Raw genomic sequence first — 17,451 nt, 5'->3', positions numbered from 1 at the left:
GCGTTTGGGTGTCGGTCACTTGAAGCCCTCCCAGCCGGTATCCGGCGCAAATCGCCCGCCGAACTTGCGCATCAGCGTTTGCATGGTCGACACCACATTGTCGACGCCGCGGCTGCGCGCGTAGTTGAGCGGGCCGCCGCGGAACGGGGCATAGCCGGTGCCGAAGATCATCGCGCCGTCGACCATATCGGGATCGTCGACGATGCCTTCGCGCAAGGCGGCGATGCAGACATTGGAGATCGGCAGCACCAGGCGGTCGATCATCTCGTCGCTCACTTTCGGACCGGTCTCCGGCAGCGGCGCCTTCTCCGCCTTGCCGTCCTTCCAGATGTAGAAGCCCTTGCCGGTCTTACGGCCGAGCTCGCCCTTGGCGACTTTCTCGCGCAGCCAGGCCGGCGTCGGCGGCAAGCTGTCACCGAACTTCGAGCGCAGCATGTCGCCGACATCGAGGCAGATATCGAGGCCGACCTGGTCGGCGAGCTCGATCGGCCCCATCGGCATGCCGAACTCGACGGCGGCCGCGTCGATCAGCCGCTGGTCGGTCTTCTCGTCGAGCATCATCATCGCTTCCAGCATGTAGGGCGTCAGCGCGCGGTTGACGAGGAAGCCCGGCGAGCTCTTCACCGGCAGCGGCAGACGATCGATGGCGCCGACGAAGGCGAGCGCCTCCTTGAGCATCGCAGCATCGGTGCTGTCATGGCTGACGACCTCGACGAGCTGCAGCCGCGACACCGGGTTGAAGAAATGCAGGCCGAGCAGCCGCTCCGGCCGTGCCAGCGTGGTGCGCAGATCCTGCAAGGGGATGCTCGACGTATTTGTGGCGAGGATCGCGCCCTGCTTCATCTTCGGCTCGAGGCCGGCATAGACCTTCTGCTTGAGCTCGAGCTTTTCCGGGACCGCCTCGATGATCAGATCGGCGTTGCGGACGCCTTCGCCGTCCATGTCGGGGATCAGCCGGTCGAGCGCGTCGCGCTGGTCGATCTTCTTGCGCATGATCTTGCCGAACAGCTCCGCGGCGCGCTTCATGGCGCCCGCGATCGGCTCGGCCTTCATGTCGGCGAGCGTGACGCGCATGTCCTGGTTGGCGCACCAGGCCGCGATGTCGCCGCCCATCGCGCCGGCGCCGATGACATGGACGTGCTGCACCTTGTTGCCGGGGCCTGCCGCCTTCTTCATCTGCTCGCGCAGGAAGAACACGCGGATCAGATTCTGCGCCGTCGGCGTCACCATCAGATTGGCGAACGAGGCCTTCTCGGCATTCAGCATCGCCGAGCGGTTGCCGGCGTGCTTCTCCCAGAGCTCGATCAGCGCATAGGGCGCCGGATAATGCTTGTGCGGCGCGGCCTTCTCCGCCTCGCTGCGCATCCGCGAGGCAAGGAGGCCCCTGACCGGACCAAGATTGAGGATCGAGTTGAGCACGCCGGGCTTGGCGCGTTTCAGCCGGCCGAACACCGCGTCCTTTACCGCGTTGCGGACATGGCGCTCCTGGGTGACGGCGTCGACCAAGCCGAGCGACTTCGCGCGGCGCGCGTCGATCGTCTTGCCGGTCAGCATCAAGGTCATCGCCTGCATCGGGTTGACCAGCTCGGTGAAGCGCACCGTGCCGCCGAGACCGGGATGCAAGCCGAGCATCACCTCGGGGAAGCCGAACCTGGCATCGTCGGTCGCGATCCGCATCTGGCAGGCCAGCGCGACCTCGAGGCCGCCGCCGAGGCAGAAACCGTGGATTACGGCAACCGACGGCACGCGCAACGCCTCCAGCCGGTCGATCGCCGCATGTGCGCGGCCGATCTCGGTCTCGACCGCGCGCGGGTCGCTGGCGCCGCGAAATTCATTGACGTCGGCGCCGGCGATGAAGCCGCTCTTTTTCGCCGAACGCACCACGAGGCCGGCCGGCCGCTGGTTCTCCAGCGCGGACACGATCGCATCGAGCTCTTCGAGCAGATCGGCGGACAGCGTGTTGGCGCTGGTGCCGGCGCGGTCGAACAGCAGCCAGGCAATGCCGTCCTCATCACGCGTCAGCTTGAAATTCCTGTAGGGGCTGTCGGCGGCCGGCTTCGGCCCGAGCTCGAGCACCCGGTCAGCGAGAAGGTCCATGATCCGTGAATCCATGATCACACCGTCTCTATCAACATCGCGCCGCCCTGCCCGCCACCAATGCATTCGGTGGCGACGCCGCGCCTTGTGCCGAGCCGCTTCATTGCATTGACCAGATGCAGCACGATGCGGTTGCCGCTGGTGCCGACCGGATGGCCGAGGCTGATCGCGCCGCCGTCGACGTTGAGTTTTGCGCGATCGATCTCGCCGGCTGCGCCATCAAGTCCCAAAACCTCGCGGCAGAATTTGTCGTCGTTCCACGCGGCAAGGCAACCCAGCACCTGGGTCGCAAAGGCCTCGTTCAGCTCCCAGGTCTCGACGTCCTGCAATGTCATTTCGTTGCGCTTGAGCAGTGCGCTCGCCGACAGCACCGGACCAAGACCCATGATCGAGGGATCGAGCGCCGACCACTGGCTGTCGAGGATGACGGCCTTCGGCGTCAGCCCGTGCTTTGCCACAGCGGTCTCGGACGCCAGGATCACCCAGGAGGCGCCGTCGGTGATCTGCGAGGAATTGCCGGCGGTGACCTGGCCCCACGGGCGCTCGAACACCGGCTTCAGCTTCGCCAGGGTCTCGGCTGTCGAGTCGGGGCGGACGCCGTCGTCATGGTCGTAGAACTTGCCGTCGCGGGAAAACGCGGTCTCGACCTCGCCCTTGAGGAAGCCCTGCTTCTGCGCGTTGGCGAGCCGCTGGTGGCTCTCGGCGGCGTAAGCGTCGGATTGCGCACGGGTGATGCCGAAGAGATGGCCGACCTTCTCGGCGGTCTGCCCCATGTTGAGCTCGGTGATCGGGTCGGTCAGCCCGCGCTCGAGGCCGATGATCGGCTTGAAGTAGCTCGGCTTCACCTTCAGCGCCGCGGCGATCTTGGCCCCCGACCCCTTGGCGCCGGCAAAGCCGGCAAACCAGCGCACGCCGGAATTGGGCCAGACCAGCGGCGCGTGGCTCAACGCCTCGGCGCCGCCGGCGAGGATCAAATCGGAGATGCCCTCGCGGAGGTAACGATAGCCGGTATCGATCGACTGCATGCCGGAGCCGCAATTGATCTGCACCGTGAAGGCGACCATCTGCTCGCCCATGCCGAGCCGAAGCGCCGCGACCCGCGCCGGGTTCATCTCGTCGGCGATCACGTTGACGCAGCCGAGGATGACCTGGTCGAAGGTGGTGGGCGCAAAGGGCTGCCGCGCCAGCAATGGCCGGCCGCATTGCACGGCGAGATCGACCGGGGTGAACGGGCCGGGACCGGAGCGCGCCTTCAGGAACGGCGTCCGGCTGCCGTCGACGATAAAGACTGGTCGCGCCATTAGCTCGCCGCCCTCTGCTCACCAAGCTCCTGGAAGAACTGATGCACGTCGGCGGTTTTCTTGTAAATCGGGGACAGCGCCTCGGGTGCAAAATCATCGACCTCGATGACCTTGGCGACGGCCTCATGGGCGGCGGCGAGCTTCTCGCCGTCGGCCTCAGTGATGACGCCTTTCTTGACCGCCTCCTTCCAGTCATGCAGCCGGGCCGCGCGCAGCTGCTTGGCGGCATCCTCGGACTCTGTGACAAGGCGGAAGGCCTTTTCCAGCCGCGCGATGCCGCCGTCATCCTCGACAAAGGCGAGATCCGGCGTCAGACGGTCGCGCGCCGCCGACGGCGACAGCACGAGTTGTGCGCAGAGATGCACGATGCGGTCCGACGGACCCGTGACGCGCGCGCCGAACGGCTGGATCAGGAATTTCAGCATCCATGCCACCGGGCGGTTCGGCAGATTGGCGAGGATTTCCGCAAAGCGGTTCTCGATGGTCTTGAAGCCGGACGCCATGCACCATTCGAGCGCGGGAAGATCCTCCTTCTGCCGGCCTTCATCCTGCCAGCGCTTCAACGCAGCAGACAGCAAGTAAAGCTCGGACAGGATATCGCCGAAGCGCGCGGAGAGCATTTCCTTGCGCTTCAGCGCGCCCCCGAGGGTGAGCAGCGCCATGTCGGCGCACAGCGCGAACGCCGACGAATAGCGCGAGAGCTGGCGATAGAACTCCGTCGCATCGCCGGCATCCGGCGCCGGTGCGAACAGGCCAAAGGTCCAGCTGCGGCCCCAGGCGCGGAACATGGTCGCGAAGCTGTGGCCGACATGCTTCCAGAACGCGGTGTCGAACGCGGTGAGCCCCTTGTCGCGATCGGTCTCGCTGAGCGCGTTCATTTCCTGCAATAGATAAGGATGCGCGCGGATCGCGCCCTGCCCGAACACGATCAGATTGCGGGTCAGGATATTGGCGCCCTCGACCGTGATGCCGACCGGCACCGAACGGTAGAGCCCGCCGAGATAGTTCTGCGGCCCGTCGATCACCGCCTTGCCGCCATGGATATCCATGGCGTCGTCGATCGCGATCCGCATCCGCTCGGTGGCGTGCAGCTTCATGATGCCGGAGATGACGGCGGGATGATGCCCCTCGTTCAGCGCGGCGCAGGTCAGCCGCCGCGCGGCGTCGAGCAGATAGGCGGTGCCGGCGATGCGGGCGAGCGGCTCCTCGATGCCCTCGAATTTCGAGATCGAGATGCCGAACTGTTCGCGGATACGGGCATAGGCGCCGGTGGTACGCGCGGCATAGGCGGCGCCGGCGGCCGACAGCGACGGCAGCGAGATGCCGCGGCCGGCGGCGAGCGCCGTCATCAGCATCTTCCAGCCTTGCCCCAACCGCTCCTGGCCGCCGATGATGTAGTCGAGCGGGATGAAGACGTCCTTGCCCCAGTTCGGGCCGTTCTGGAACACCTGCATCGCCGGCAGATGGCGATGGCCGATCGAGACGCCGGGCAGATGGGTCGGGATCAGCGCAACCGTGATGCCGAGCTCCTGCTCGCTGCCGACGAGGTGATCGGGATCATAGGCCTTGAAGGCGAGGCCGAGCAGCGTCGCCACTGGCCCCAGCGTGATGTAGCGCTTGTGCCAATTGAGCTTCAGCCCAAGCACCTCGCGACCCTCGAAATTGCCCTTGCAGATGATGCCGCTGTCGATCATCGAGGCGGCGTCCGAGCCGGCCTCCGGGCTGGTCAGCCCGAAGCAGGGAATGTCCTGGCCGGCGGCGAGGCGCGGCAGCCATCGGTCCTGCTGCTCTTTGGTGCCGAAGCGCATCAGGAGTTCGCCCGGCCCGAGCGAGTTCGGCACCATCACGGTGACGGCCGCGGTCAGCGAGCGCGAGGAAATCTTGCGCACCACTTCGGAATGCGCATAGGGCGAGAAGCCGAGGCCGCCGAATTCTTTCGGGATGATCATGCCGAAGAATTTCTTGGCCTTGATGAAGCTCCACACCTCGGGCGGCAGGTCGCGCCATTCCCAGTTGATCTTCCACTCGTCGAGCATCGCGCAGAGTTCGTCGACCGGACCATGCAGGAAGGCGGTCTCCTCGTCGGTCAGTTTGGCCGGCGCAAATGCCAGCAATTTCGACCAGTCGGGATTGCCGGTGAAGAGATCGGCGTCCCACCAGACGTCGCCGGCTTCCAGCGCCTCGCGCTCGGTGTCCGACATGGTCGGCAGCACGCCACGCGCCCAGGAGAAGATCGGCTTGGACAGGTAATCGCGGCGGAAGCTCATGGTGGGGCCCTCATGGATCGGCGCAGCGGTGGCATGATCCTAGCGGAAAGTGCCGGTCACGGGTGAACACTTCGCCCTGCAAATAAAGCGAAATTGACGCGGCCGAGCCGCCGTTTGTTAACGGCAGGCCACGCGTTCAGTTCCGAAAGCTGAGCTGCGACAATCAGGTAGCCGAGGGTGGCGCCGGCGCTTAGATCGCGGTGCGCCATGGTCAATAAGGTCGAACGGAATGCCGCGGCGGAAGTCCACCTCTCCCTTGGGAGAGGTCGGCGCGCAGCGCCGGGTGAGGGGTGACGGTCCCTCGTGAGAGCAGCGCCCCCTCACCCGATTTGCTGCGCAAATCGACCTCTCCCCGGTGGGGAGAGGTGAAGTAATCGCGCTCAGGCCGGCCCGGCGCCCTGGGTTGCGGTGTAGACCGCATAGAGCGACTGGCTCGCGGCCATGAACAGGCGGTTGCGCTTGGGACCGCCGAAGGTGATGTTGCCGCAGACCTCGGGCAGCCGGATGCGGCCGAGCAGCTTGCCTTCCGGCGACCACACCGTCACGCCGTTGTAACCGACCGCGCGGCCGGCATTGCTCGAGCACCAGACATTGCCGTTGACGTCGCAGCGGATGCCGTCCGGCCCGCACTTCACGCCGTCGATCGTGAAGTCGCTGAACCGCTTGCCGTTGACGGGCTTGTTGTCGGCGCCGACATCGAACACGAAGACGTCGCCCTTGCCGCCGGGGCCGGTGTCGCCCGGTCCCTTGCCGGTCGAGACCACGTAGAGCTTCTTGTAGTCCGGCGAGAAGCAGATGCCGTTCGGATCCGGCACCTGGTCCTCGGTCACCACGACATCGATCCGTCCCGAGGGATCGATGCGATAGCAATTGGTCGGCAGCTCGCGCTTGGCCGCCACGAAACCCGCCGGCTGGCCGATCCGCGGGTTGAGCTTGCCGGCGGAATTGCCCGGTCCACCGGCCGCGTCAGGCTCGCCCTCGTAGAGCTGGCCGCCATAGGGCGGATCGGTGAACCAATAGCTGCCGTCGGGATGCGCGACGATGTCGTTCGGCGAGTTCAGCCGCTTGCCCTGATAATTATCGGCGAGCACGGTCGCAGTGCCGTCATTCTCGTAGCGCGTCACCCGGCGGGTGAGATGTTCGCAGGACAGCTGGCGGCCCTGGAAGTCGAACGAATTGCCGTTCGAGTAGTTCGACGGCATGCGGAACACGCTGACGTGGCCGTCATCCTCCGACCAGCGCATCTGCCGGTTGTTCGGGATGTCGCTCCACAGGAGATAGCGGCCCTGCGAGCTCCAGGCCGGGCCTTCCGCCCACAGCACCCCCGTGAAGAGGCGCTTGATCGAGGTGTTGGGCTGGGCAAGATCGTTGAAGGACGGATCGACCGCGATGATGTCGGGGTCCCAGAAATAGGTGGTCGGCGCACCGCGCGGACTGAAATCGCGCGGCGGGCTGGTGACGGTTGTCGGCGGTCCGACCGGCGCGGGCGCGTTCTGGGCCAGCGCGCTGCTGACGCCGGCTGCGGCAGCGGCCGCCCCCACCGCCAATCCCTGGACAAGCGTTCGTCGTGAAACGTTCGGATCGCGCCGCTCTTCTGTTGGATTACTCCGCGGTTGGCGTGTCATCGCATCCTCCCACTCTGTCGGCCGGCCCGTTGATCCGGCCTGGCGCGCGGGAGGTTAGACTGCTCGCTCGGAGGTTGCGAGTGACGGTTTTTCATCACTGCACTCCGAAATTTCACATTGTTGTGGTTCCCGCTCCCGTCATTGCGAGGAGCGAAGCGACGAAGCAATCCATCCATCCCTGTGCGGAGAGATGGATTGCTTCGCTTCGCTCGCAATGACGGCTAGACGGACAATATCAATCCGGCCGGATCATCTCGAACATGTTTTCCGGCTTGATTTCGAAGTAGTCGCCGCGGCGGCCGGCGCGGACGATCGGGTGGGCGAGACCGGTCTGATAGACCCCGTCCTTGATGAAGGCCTTGTCGATATGGACGGCAACCACCTCGCCGAGCGTCAGCCAGGCCTCGGCCTTCTTGCCGTCGGCGCCCTGGAGCTGGATGACCTGGCTTACCTTGCATTCGAACGACACCGGGCTCTCGGCGACGCGCGGCACGTTGACGAGCTTGCCGGCGACCGGCGTCAGCCCTGCGAGCTTGAACTCGTCGACATCGCGCGCGACATGCGCCGCGGTCGCGTTCATGTGCTTGGCGAGATCCATCGTCGCCAGGTTCCAGACGAACTCGCCGGTGTCCTGGATGTTGGCGACGCTGTCCTTCCAGTTGGTGGAGGAGAAGCCAATGATCGGCGGGGTGTAGCAGAAGGCGTTGAAGAAGCTGTAGGGCGCGAGGTTGACGTTGCCGCCCGCATCGCGCGAGGAGATCCAGCCGATCGGCCGCGGCGCCACGATGGCGTTGAACGGGTCGTGCTTCAGGCCGTGGCCGTTCTTCGGCTCGTAGAAGTGCAGATCTTTTGCGGTCACGGCTGGCCCCTCTCACGGTAGCCCGGATGGAGCGCAGCGCAATCCGGGACTCGTCTCACAGGTGGAAGCATTCCCGGGTTACGCTGCGCTCCATCCGGGCTACGATTTCGCTTCGCTTGCAATGCGGGAAGAGTCAACTGACGAAAACGTCAGTGCCAGCGCTCAACTGGCGCGGGTGCGCGGCGACAGGCCGGCGATCACGAAATCGATCATCTGGTCGATGGTCGGGCCCGGCTTGGTGGCGCATTGGGCGATCATCTGCGGATGGAAAAACCGCATCATCGCCGTGCCGGCACACAGCGCGGCAAGCTCCAGGTCCTTGACCTCGAATTCACCCGTGGCCATGCCCTGCGCGATCACCTCGCCGATCGTCTGGCCGATCAGCTCCATATGGGCAGTGCAGACCTCCCAGTCCTCCTGCATCGCGATCTCGACCATCTCGTGCAGCTTGGAATCGCCGACATAGCGTTCCGTGTTCATGCGATTGATGGTCGTCATCATCTGGCGCAAGCGCGCCGCGGCCGGCCCTTCCGACCGGGCGATCCGCTGCGCCTCGATCTCGACCTCGCCCATCAGGCCGCGCGCCACGCCCTCGTGGATCGACTTCTTCGAATCGAAAAAGCGATACACGTTGGCGGGGCTCATCCGCAGCTCTTTGGCGATGTCGGCGACCGTGGTCTTCTGGTAGCCGATCTGCCGGAACAAGCGCTCCGCCACCACGAGAATCCGCTCGCGGGTGTCGGTTTCGCTATGTTCCTGGATCAGCGTCATGTTGGCCTGCTCAATGTTCAATTATTCAGCCGCTTCAGCAAGCGGAAATGCGTGTTGCGCATTGCCGGCATGCTGCGGCGCAGTATCGGTTTGCTCGGGGCCGCTTTCGTCCAAAGTCTTGCGGAACCAGAGGGCATAAAGGCCCGGCAGATACAGCAAGGTCAGGAAAGTCGCAACAAACAAACCGCCCATGATGGTGATCGCCATCGGACCCCAGAACGCCGAGCGCGACAGCGGGATCATGGCGAGGATCGCCGCGAGCGCGGTCAGCACGACCGGCCGGGCGCGCCGGACGGTGGCCTCGACGATCGCCTCCCGCCGGGTCAGGCCGGAGGACACGTCGCTCTCGATCTGGTCGACCAGGATCACCGCGTTGCGCATGATCATGCCGGCGAGCGCGATCAGGCCAAGCAGCGCCACGAAGCCGAACGGCTGGTTGGCGACGTTCAACCCGAGCGAGGCGCCGACGATGCCAAGCGGCGCGGTCAGGAAAACCAGGAACAGGCGCGAGAAGCTCTGCAGCTGGATCATCAAGAGCGTCAGCATCACCATCACCATCACGGGGAAGAGGATGAAGATCGACGCATTGCCCTTGGCGGATTCCTCGAACGCCCCGCCCGGCTCGATCCGGTAGGCCGGCTCGAGATGGGCCTGGATGTCCTTCAGCTTCGGCGCGATCTGGTTGGTGACGTCGGGCGCCTGCACGCCGTCGACGACGTCGGAGCGCACGGTGATCGCCATGTCGCGGTTGCGCCGCCACAGGATCGGCTCCTCATGCGCATACTCGATCTTGGCGATCTGCTGCAGCGGCACCGCCACGCCGTTGCGCGTGGTGATGGTGAGATCGCCGACGCGGCCGAGATCGAGCCGCTCGGACGGCACCGCACGGGCGACCACGCCGACCTTCTCGATGCCGTCGCGGATCGTGGTGACCGGCGCGCCCGAGATCAGCATTGCGAGCGCCTGCGAGACGTCCTGCGGGGTCAGGCCGAGCGCGCGCGCCCGATCCTGGTCGACAGCGAGCTTCAGGTAGGGCGACTGCTCGTTCCAGTCGAGCTGGACGTCCTTGACGTTCTTGTTCTGGCGCATCACCTCGCGCACCTGGTAGGCGATGTCGCGCACCTTGTTGGCGTCGGGCCCGATCACGCGGAACTGGACCGGGAAACCGACCGGCGGACCGAAGTTGAAGCGGTCGACCCGGACCCGCGCCTCGTTCAGCGCGCCGTCGGCGGCAGCCTGCTCGATCTTCGCCTTGACGCGCTCGCGCGCCTCGACGTTCTTGGCGAGGATGACGATCTCGGCAAAGGCCTCGTTCGGCAGCTGCGGGTTGAGGCCGAGCCAGAAGCGCGGCGAACCCTGGCCGACATAGGCGGTGTAGGTCTGGATGTCCTGGTCGTCCTTCAGGAGCCCTTCCGCTTGCTTCACCGCCTTCTCGGTGACGTTGAAGGCGGTACCCTCGGGCAGACGGAGCTGCAGGAACAGTTCGGGCCGCTCCGACAGCGGGAAGAACTGCTGCTGGACGTGGCCGAAGCCTATGATCGCGGCGACGAAGACGCCGACGGTCGCCGCCACCACCTTGATGCGGTGATTGACGCACCACTGCACCACGCTGCGCAGGCCGCGGTACATCCGCGTCTCGTAGATCGCGTGCGGATCGTGGTTCTGGTGCACCTTGATGTTGGGCAGCAGCTTGACGCCGATATAGGGCGTGAAGATCACCGCGACGAACCAGGAGGCGACCAGCGCGATCGCCACGATCCAGAAGATGCCGCCGGCATATTCGCCGACCGCCGAATTGGCAAAGCCGATGGGGAGGAAGCCAGCGGCTGTGACCAGCGTTCCCGTGAGCATCGGAAACGCGGTGGATTCCCAGGCAAAGGACGCCGCCTTCATGCGGTCCCAGCCCTGTTCCATCTTCACCACCATCATCTCGACCGCGATGATGGCGTCGTCGACCAGGAGGCCGAGCGCAATGATCAGCGCGCCGAGCGTAATGCGGTGCAGATCGAGCGACATCGCGTTCATCACGATGAAGACGATGCCGAGCACCAGCGGCACCGAGAGTGCCACCACGATGCCGGTGCGCCAGCCGAGCGCGACAAAGGAGACGAACAGCACGATCGCGAGCGCCTCGACAAAGGAGTGAACGAACTCGCCGACGGCGTGCTCGACCACCTTGGGCTGGTCGGCGATCTGCTGGATATCGACGCCCTGCGGGACCGCTTTCATGAACTCGGCGGTCGCCTGCTGGACCTCCTTGCCGAGCTCGAGGATGTTGGCGCCCTTGGCGGTGACGACGCCGATGCCGAGCGCCGGCTTGCCTTCCTGACGCACCACGAAGCTCGGCGGGTCGACATAACCGTGAGAGACGGTTGCGATATCGCCGAGCCGGAACACGCGGCCGTTGCTCTCGACCGGCGTTTCGGCAACCGCCTTGACGCCGTCAAGCGCACCGGTGACGCGCAGCGGTACGCGCTGCGACGACGTCTCGACCGTGCCGGCCGGCGTGACGTTGTTCTGCTTGGCGAGCGAATCGAACAGCGCCTGCGGCGTGATGCCGAGCGTCGCAAGTTTGGCATGCGAGAACTCGACGAAGATGCGCTCGTCCTGGATCCCGTAGAGGTCGATCTTGGTGACTCCAGGCACCTTCAGCAGGCGCTGGCGGAAGCCTTCCGCGACCTTCTTGAGCTGCGCATAGTTGGCGCCGTCGCCGGTCATCATATAGAGGATCGAATCGACGTCGGAGAATTCGTCGTTGACCACGGGACCGAGGATGCCGGAGGGCAGCTCGCCCTGCACGTCGACCAGCTTCTTGCGGATGAGATAGAAGAGATAGGGCACGTCCTTCGGCGAGGTCGAATCCTTGAAGGAGACCTGCATCGCGGTGAAGCCCGGCTTGGAATAGGTCTGCACCTTGTCGAAGAACGGCAGCTCCTGCAGCTTCTTCTCGATCGGATCGGCGACCTGCATCTGCATTTCCTGCGAGGTCGCGCCCGGCCACATCACCGAGACGTTCACCACCTTGACGGTGAAGAACGGATCCTCGGCACGGCCGAGCTTCTCATAGGAGAAGAAGCCGGCGGCGCCGAGGATGATCATCAGGAACAGCACCAGCGTCGGATGGCTGACCGCCCAGGCCGAAAGGTTGAAGCGCTTCATCGAACTCTCCAAGTACTAGACCAGGTCCCTGAACCGATTTCGCTGCACCCGTCATTGCGAGGAGCGTCAGCGACGAAGCAATCCACACTTGTTTTGCGGCGAGATGGATTGCTTCGCTTCGCTCGCAATGACGGACGATTGATCAGAACGACAGCGACGAGACGACCCGGACCTTCTGGCTCGGATCGAGTTTCTGCACGCCGAGGGCGACCACCTTGGTGCCATCGTCGACGCCGCCGGAGATGACGACGTTGTTGCTCTCATAGGCCTTCACCTTGACCGGCTTCAGCGTGATGTCGCCCTTGTCGTCGACGATGTAGAGCGAGGGATCGCCGCCCTGGCTGTACAGCGCCGACAGCGGCAGTTTTGCCACCCGCTCGGTCGCCTTGTCGGCCAGGGTCAGCGTTGCAGTCATGCCGAGCGAGACGGCCTCGTCGACGTCGGGCAGCGAGAACTTCGCGAGATAGGTGCGGGTGGCGGGATCGGCCTGCGGCGCAACCTCGCGCAGCCTGGCCGCATAGGTCTTCTTTGCATCCGACCACAGCGACACCGTGGCAACGCCCGACCTGGCACGAGCGAGAAGCGTCTCGGGGATCGCGACGACAGCTTCCTTCTCGCCAAGTCGGGCGACACGGATCGAGGCCTGGCCCGCGGCAACCACCTGGCCGGGCTCGATCATGGTCGCTGTGACGACACCCCTCGTGTCGGCCACCAGCGTTGCATAAGAGAGGGAATTCCTGGTCAGCTCGACCGAGCGCTCGGCGCGGTTCAGCCGCGCCCGCGCCTCGTCGCCGGCCGCCTTGGCGGAATCGAGCGCCGCATCGGTGGTCCAGCCCTTGACCTTCAGATCCTTGGCGCGCTGCTCGGCGGCCGCGGCCTGCGCCAGCACGCCGGTGGCGGCGCGGAATTCCGCCTCCGCCTGCTCGGCTTGCAGCTTCAAATCGACCTCGTCGAGGGTGGCCAAGGGCTGGTCGACGTCGACTGTCTGTCCGACCTCGACCAGCCGCTTGGCCACCTTGCCGGTAACCCGAAAGCCCATATCGGCCTCGATACGGGGCTTGATGGTGCCGACAAAGCTGCGCTCAGGGGTTTCGGCTTCGTAATGGACGGTCGCCACCAGAACGGGGCGTCCCGGATCGGCCGTTTCGGCCGCCTTGTCATTGCAGCCGGTCAGCGCGAACACCGCGAAAGCCAGCGTTGCTCCGGTCAAGAGCCTGTAATAGCTCGACAAAACGGAACGAACGAACATCTGAAATCTCCATCGGGCTGACGACTGATGAAGAGTATCGATTTATCACTGATGAATGTCAATATTCGTCAGTGATAACCAATTCGTGAGGACGGCAGTAATTAACGCGGGGTTAAGCGGGGATTTTTGGAAATTGCGTAGCCGGGATGGAGCGCAGCGAAATCCGGGGACGGTCCGCACACGGCGACCCCGGATTGCGCTTCGCTCCATCCGGGCTACGGCAACCCGTTAGGTACGGCCAAGTCGTAGCAACCGTCACGGCGCTCGCGTCATCGCTACTTCGCGCTCGCGAACTCGGTCTTGGTTTCGTGGCTGCCGAGGAAGACCAGGAGGCCCGCCGCGAGCGGCAGCAGCGACAGCACCAGGAGGCCGGTCGACGTGCTGCCGGTCGTCTCCTTCACCCAGCCGATCAGATAGGGCCCGCCGAAACCGGCAAGGTTGCCGATCGAGTTGATCAGCGCGATCGCGCCGGCGGCGGCGGTGCCTGACAGCCAGGCGGTCGGCAGCGTCCAGAACACCGCGAAGGTGCAGAACACGCCGATCGCGGCGACCGTCAGCACCACCATGGTCATGGTCGGATCGGTGATGTAGCTGGAGACGGCGAGCGCCAGCGCCGTGAGCAACAGCGGCGCGCCGACATGAAACACGCGCTCCCGCGTGGCGTCGGAACGGCGCGCCCACAAGATCATCGTGACGGTGCCGAACGCATAGGGGATCGCGGTGACGAAGCCGGTCTGCGCGTTGGTGAGACCGAACGCCTTGACGATCTGCGGCAGCCAGAACTGCATGCCATAGAGCGCGGCGACGAAGCCGAAATAGATCGCGCTGAGCGCCAGCACCTTCGGCGAGGACAGCGCCTGCCCAAGCGTGAAATGCTGCGCCGCCTGCTTGGCCGCGACCTCGGCGTCGAGCTTCGCCTTCAGCCAGGCCTTCTGCTCGGCCGAGAGCCAATCGGCCTTCTCCGGCCGGTCGGTGAGATAGAACCAGGTGACGATGCCGAGCAGCACCGAGGGGATGCCCTCGATGACGAACAGCCACTGCCAGCCCTTCAGCCCCATCACGCCGTCCAGCCCGAGCAACAGGCCGGAGATCGGAGCGCCGATCACGGTCGAAATCGGCACCGCCAGCGCGAAAGCGGCGAGGAAGCGCGCGCGATACTCGGCCGGGTACCAGTAGGTGAGATAGAGGATGATGCCGGGGAAGAAGCCGGCCTCGGCGACACCGAGGAAGAATCGCAGCGCATAGAAGCTGTGCTCGTCATAGACCGCCGCCATCAAGGCCGAGAGGATGCCCCAGCTCACCATGATGCGGGCGATCCACTTGCTGGCGCCGAACCGCTCCAGCGCCAGGTTGCTCGGCACCTCGAAGATGAAATAGCCGATGAAGAAGATGCCGGCGCCGAACGAGAACACCACCGGCGAGAACTTCAGCTCCGAGTTCATGGTGAGCGCGGCGAAGCCGAGATTGACGCGGTCGAGGTAGGAGAAGAAGTAGGCCAGGATCAGGAACGGGATCAGCCGCCAGGAGATCGCGCGGATCGTCGACGTCTCGATCTCGCTGCGGGCGCCGCGATCAGGCGCAGCGGTTGCGGTCTGGCTCATCTGTTCCCCCCAAAGCTATTGCTTGCCTTGAGGATTATTGGGTGGCCCCGCATTGAGCAATGGCAAAAACTGATAGCACACAGGCCAGATGGGAACCCGGGCGTTTTCCACGGCGTCGTTGCGAGGAGCGATAGCGACGAAGCAATCCATCTATCCGCTTTGTGGCGCGATGGATTGCTTCGCTCCGCTCGCAATGACGGAGAGCTAGCCCTACTCCGCGAGCTGGAAACGCTCGAAGCGGTCGAGCTCCTCCTCGATGCGGCGCTTCAGCTCCTTGCGCGCCGCCTGCTTCTTGCCGTTGCCGACCCAGCTCCATTTCTGCATCAGGAGCTTCCTGTTCTGCCGGTCGGTCTTCAGGTCGAGCGCGGCAACGATGTCGTCACCGACCAGCACCGGCAGCGCGAAATAGCCGAACAGGCGCTTCTCCTTCGGCACATAGGCCTCGAACCTGTGGCCGTAGCCGAAGAACAGCTCGGTGCGCTTGCGCTGGATGATCAAGGGATCGAACGGCGAGAGGATGTGAACAAGGGCGGGATCACCCTCGCCCGTCTCCTCCAGCACCTCGGGCCGCGCCCAATGCTCCTGCTTGCCGGCGCCATCGAGCGCGATCCGCACCAGCTCCTTGCGGCGCACCCGCGCCTCGATCAGGCTGCGCACCGCCTTCTTGCTCGGCGCGTCGAGGTGGCAGATCGAGTCCAGGCTGACGATGCCCTGCGAGCGCAGCGCGCGGTCGAGCAGATAGGCGATCCGCGCCGAGGCCGGTGCGGGCTTCGGCGGCTTGTCCCAGCCGAAATGCCTGGTCATCAGCTCGTAGGTCTTCAGCATCCCTGCGCGCTCGCTGATCGTGACCACGCCGCCATAGAAGGCGAGTTGCAGCGCACGCTTCGAGGGTTTGCGGCTCTGCCAGAGATGCTCCTTCTCGGTCAGCACGTCGTCGTCGATGTCGCGGATGGTCAGCGGACCGGAACGCAGCAGTCGCAGCACCTTGCGCGTATCCGATGGCGTCACCGACGAGAACCATTTGTGGCCTTCGCGCTTGTGTGCCTTCATCGCCGGCAGGAAGATGTTGATGTCCTTGGACGGCACGTAGGACAGCGCGTGCGTCCAGTATTCGAACACGCTCTTGTCCTGGCTCTGCGCCTGCTTGAGGTCGGCGCGGCGATAGTCCGGAATCCGGGTGAACAGGATGTGGTGATGGCAGCGCTCGATCACGTTGATGGTGTCGATCTGCACATAGCCGAGATGGTCGACGGCCGCCGCCACGGCTGATGCCCCCTCCCCAAACGGTGCCGTTGTATCGAGCCGTTGCGCGCGCAACCAGATATGGCGGGCGGCGGCATTGTTCAGGGATAAGGGTTCGGCGGCGCGGGGCATTGCCCAGGCAATGTAGTGAGATTCGCGACGCTGTGGAGAGCCGCGCGAGGGAAATCAGCCCTGCATGATCATCGCCCTCCGGACGTTGGCCGGCACTTCGGACCGGCTAGTCCGATCCAACGGCCCGGCGCAACCAGGAAACGTCCGCCATCGCCGCCGCGAGCGCGGCGCCTTCCTCATGAAAGACCCGGGACGAATGACCGCCAATCGGAAACCAGCCGCGGCCATCCTCCACGTCCCGCCGATATTCCTCGAAGCCGATCGTCCCTTCCGGGCGAACGAAGATATCGACGCAGCGCGAAGCGCCTTCGTCGTTGATCGAGCGGAGGACGCGATTGACGTGGGCCAAGATGCTCTCCTCTCCGTCGCCGGCCCTTCCTCGGCACGAGACCGGGCCCGGCACACTCAACCGTGATCTAGATCACATTCGCGCTTTTGAACCGGTCCTAGATTCCCAGCATCAAAACGACAACAGCCGGATTGGCTGGCCTGACATTTAAGGACGAAGACCATGACCCGCTCCCTTTCCCTGTCTCTCTTGACGATCGGCGCTGCGCTGTCGATGACGGCGGGCGTCGCACTGGCCGGCAGCGACACCGTTCCGGCCGCCCAGATCCTCAATGCGCTGAAGCCGAAGTCGGCCACCCGCGGCCTCTCCGCCGGCACGCAGGTCGACCCGGCCGCCTCGGCCAAGGAGGCGAGCTTCCTCAACACCGTTCGCAACCGACAGACCCGCTCGCTGTCACTGGGCGAACGCCAGGAGATCGCCGACATCGCCGCCAACAAGCCGAAGATCGATCTGGAAATTCACTTCGACTACAACTCGGCGGAGATCGCCAAGGGCTCGACCCAGGCGGTGCAGGAGCTCGGCAAGGCGCTGTCGGATGCCAGCATGAAGGGCTCGACCTTCGTCGTCGCCGGCCACACCGACGCGATCGGCAGCGAGGCCTATAACCAGGATCTTTCGGAACGCCGCGCCGACACCATCAAGAACTATCTGGTCGAGCATTACGGCCTGAACGGCTCCGATCTCGTGACCGTCGGCTACGGCAAGACCCGGCCGAAGGATCCGAACGCGCCGATGGACCCGACCAACCGTCGCGTGCAGGTCGTCAACATGGATACCAAGACGGCGTCGCAGTAATCTC

At 64.9% G+C, this 17,451-nt stretch carries 12 protein-coding genes; 1 reads left to right on the top strand and 11 read right to left on the bottom strand.

The window, feature by feature from the left end; all coding sequences use genetic code 11:
- Nucleotides 1-15: 15 nt before the first annotated feature.
- From ACE10Z_RS09010 to ACE10Z_RS08960, 11 genes are all read right to left on the bottom strand, one after another.
- Nucleotides 16-2,112: a 3-hydroxyacyl-CoA dehydrogenase NAD-binding domain-containing protein gene (locus tag ACE10Z_RS09010; RefSeq protein WP_375787612.1), complete on the bottom strand. Its 2,097-nt coding sequence runs from the start codon at nt 2,110-2,112 to the stop codon at nt 16-18.
- Between the two features lie 2 nt (nt 2,113-2,114).
- Nucleotides 2,115-3,398: an acetyl-CoA C-acetyltransferase gene (locus tag ACE10Z_RS09005; RefSeq protein WP_375787611.1), complete on the bottom strand. Its 1,284-nt coding sequence runs from the start codon at nt 3,396-3,398 to the stop codon at nt 2,115-2,117.
- Nucleotides 3,398-5,665 (bottom strand): acyl-CoA dehydrogenase, encoded by a 2,268-nt coding sequence (locus ACE10Z_RS09000; protein ID WP_375787610.1) that lies wholly within the window; start codon nt 5,663-5,665, stop codon nt 3,398-3,400. The genes ACE10Z_RS09005 and ACE10Z_RS09000 overlap by 1 nt, the downstream gene beginning before the upstream one ends.
- A 380-nt stretch (nt 5,666-6,045) precedes the next feature.
- Entirely contained in the window at nt 6,046-7,290 is a 1,245-nt protein-coding gene (locus ACE10Z_RS08995) for an SMP-30/gluconolactonase/LRE family protein (protein WP_375787609.1), read from the bottom strand.
- A gap of 235 nt (nt 7,291-7,525) precedes the next feature.
- Nucleotides 7,526-8,149 (bottom strand): flavin reductase family protein, encoded by a 624-nt coding sequence (locus ACE10Z_RS08990; protein WP_375787608.1) that lies wholly within the window; start codon nt 8,147-8,149, stop codon nt 7,526-7,528.
- A gap of 162 nt (nt 8,150-8,311) precedes the next feature.
- Nucleotides 8,312-8,920: a TetR/AcrR family transcriptional regulator gene (locus ACE10Z_RS08985; protein ID WP_375789785.1), complete on the bottom strand. Its 609-nt coding sequence runs from the start codon at nt 8,918-8,920 to the stop codon at nt 8,312-8,314.
- 21 nt (nt 8,921-8,941) lie between these two features.
- Nucleotides 8,942-12,079, bottom strand: a complete 3,138-nt coding sequence (locus ACE10Z_RS08980; RefSeq protein WP_375787607.1) for an efflux RND transporter permease subunit — start codon at nt 12,077-12,079, stop codon at nt 8,942-8,944.
- A 142-nt stretch (nt 12,080-12,221) separates the two neighbouring features.
- Nucleotides 12,222-13,328, bottom strand: a complete 1,107-nt coding sequence (locus ACE10Z_RS08975) for an efflux RND transporter periplasmic adaptor subunit (protein WP_375787606.1) — start codon at nt 13,326-13,328, stop codon at nt 12,222-12,224.
- A 275-nt stretch (nt 13,329-13,603) separates the two neighbouring features.
- Nucleotides 13,604-14,929 carry an MFS transporter gene (locus ACE10Z_RS08970; protein ID WP_375787605.1) on the bottom strand — a complete coding sequence of 442 codons (1,326 nt, stop codon included), beginning with the start codon at nt 14,927-14,929 and terminating at the stop codon, nt 13,604-13,606.
- Nucleotides 14,930-15,139: 210 nt separating this feature from the next.
- Complete coding sequence (locus ACE10Z_RS08965) at nt 15,140-16,303, bottom strand: winged helix-turn-helix domain-containing protein (protein ID WP_375787604.1); 1,164 nt, start codon at nt 16,301-16,303, stop codon at nt 15,140-15,142.
- Nucleotides 16,304-16,409: 106 nt separating this feature from the next.
- Nucleotides 16,410-16,652: a hypothetical protein gene (locus ACE10Z_RS08960; RefSeq protein ID WP_375787603.1), complete on the bottom strand. Its 243-nt coding sequence runs from the start codon at nt 16,650-16,652 to the stop codon at nt 16,410-16,412.
- Nucleotides 16,653-16,814: 162 nt separating this feature from the next.
- Here ACE10Z_RS08960 and ACE10Z_RS08955 point away from each other — a divergent pair, with 162 nt between their 5' ends.
- A complete protein-coding gene (locus ACE10Z_RS08955) occupies nt 16,815-17,447 on the top strand; it encodes an OmpA family protein (RefSeq protein ID WP_375787602.1) in 633 nt (210 codons plus the stop codon).
- Nucleotides 17,448-17,451 lie beyond the last annotated feature (4 nt).

It is taken from the genome of Bradyrhizobium sp. Pha-3 (genome assembly GCF_042258615.1).
Taxonomy (GTDB): domain Bacteria; phylum Pseudomonadota; class Alphaproteobacteria; order Rhizobiales; family Xanthobacteraceae; genus Bradyrhizobium.
The sequence above is the reverse complement of the archived record's forward strand: the minus strand, read 5'-3'. Positions and strand labels throughout refer to the sequence as shown.

Excerpts from the sequence above, each read along its gene's own strand:
- ACE10Z_RS08965 (WP_375787604.1), bottom strand. The coding sequence starts at position 16,303 with ATGCCCCGCGCCGCCGAACCCTTATCCCTGAACAATGCCGCCGCCCGC.
- ACE10Z_RS08995 (WP_375787609.1), bottom strand. The coding sequence starts at position 7,290 with ATGACACGCCAACCGCGGAGTAATCCAACAGAAGAGCGGCGCGATCCG.
- ACE10Z_RS09000 (WP_375787610.1), bottom strand. The coding sequence starts at position 5,665 with ATGAGCTTCCGCCGCGATTACCTGTCCAAGCCGATCTTCTCCTGGGCG.
- ACE10Z_RS09010 (WP_375787612.1), bottom strand. The coding sequence starts at position 2,112 with ATGGATTCACGGATCATGGACCTTCTCGCTGACCGGGTGCTCGAGCTC.
- ACE10Z_RS08975 (WP_375787606.1), bottom strand. The coding sequence starts at position 13,328 with ATGTTCGTTCGTTCCGTTTTGTCGAGCTATTACAGGCTCTTGACCGGA.
- ACE10Z_RS08980 (WP_375787607.1), bottom strand. The coding sequence starts at position 12,079 with ATGAAGCGCTTCAACCTTTCGGCCTGGGCGGTCAGCCATCCGACGCTG.
- ACE10Z_RS09005 (WP_375787611.1), bottom strand. The coding sequence starts at position 3,398 with ATGGCGCGACCAGTCTTTATCGTCGACGGCAGCCGGACGCCGTTCCTG.
- ACE10Z_RS08970 (WP_375787605.1), bottom strand. The coding sequence starts at position 14,929 with ATGAGCCAGACCGCAACCGCTGCGCCTGATCGCGGCGCCCGCAGCGAG.
- ACE10Z_RS08985 (WP_375789785.1), bottom strand. The coding sequence starts at position 8,920 with ATGACGCTGATCCAGGAACATAGCGAAACCGACACCCGCGAGCGGATT.
- ACE10Z_RS08955 (WP_375787602.1), top strand. The coding sequence starts at position 16,815 with ATGACCCGCTCCCTTTCCCTGTCTCTCTTGACGATCGGCGCTGCGCTG.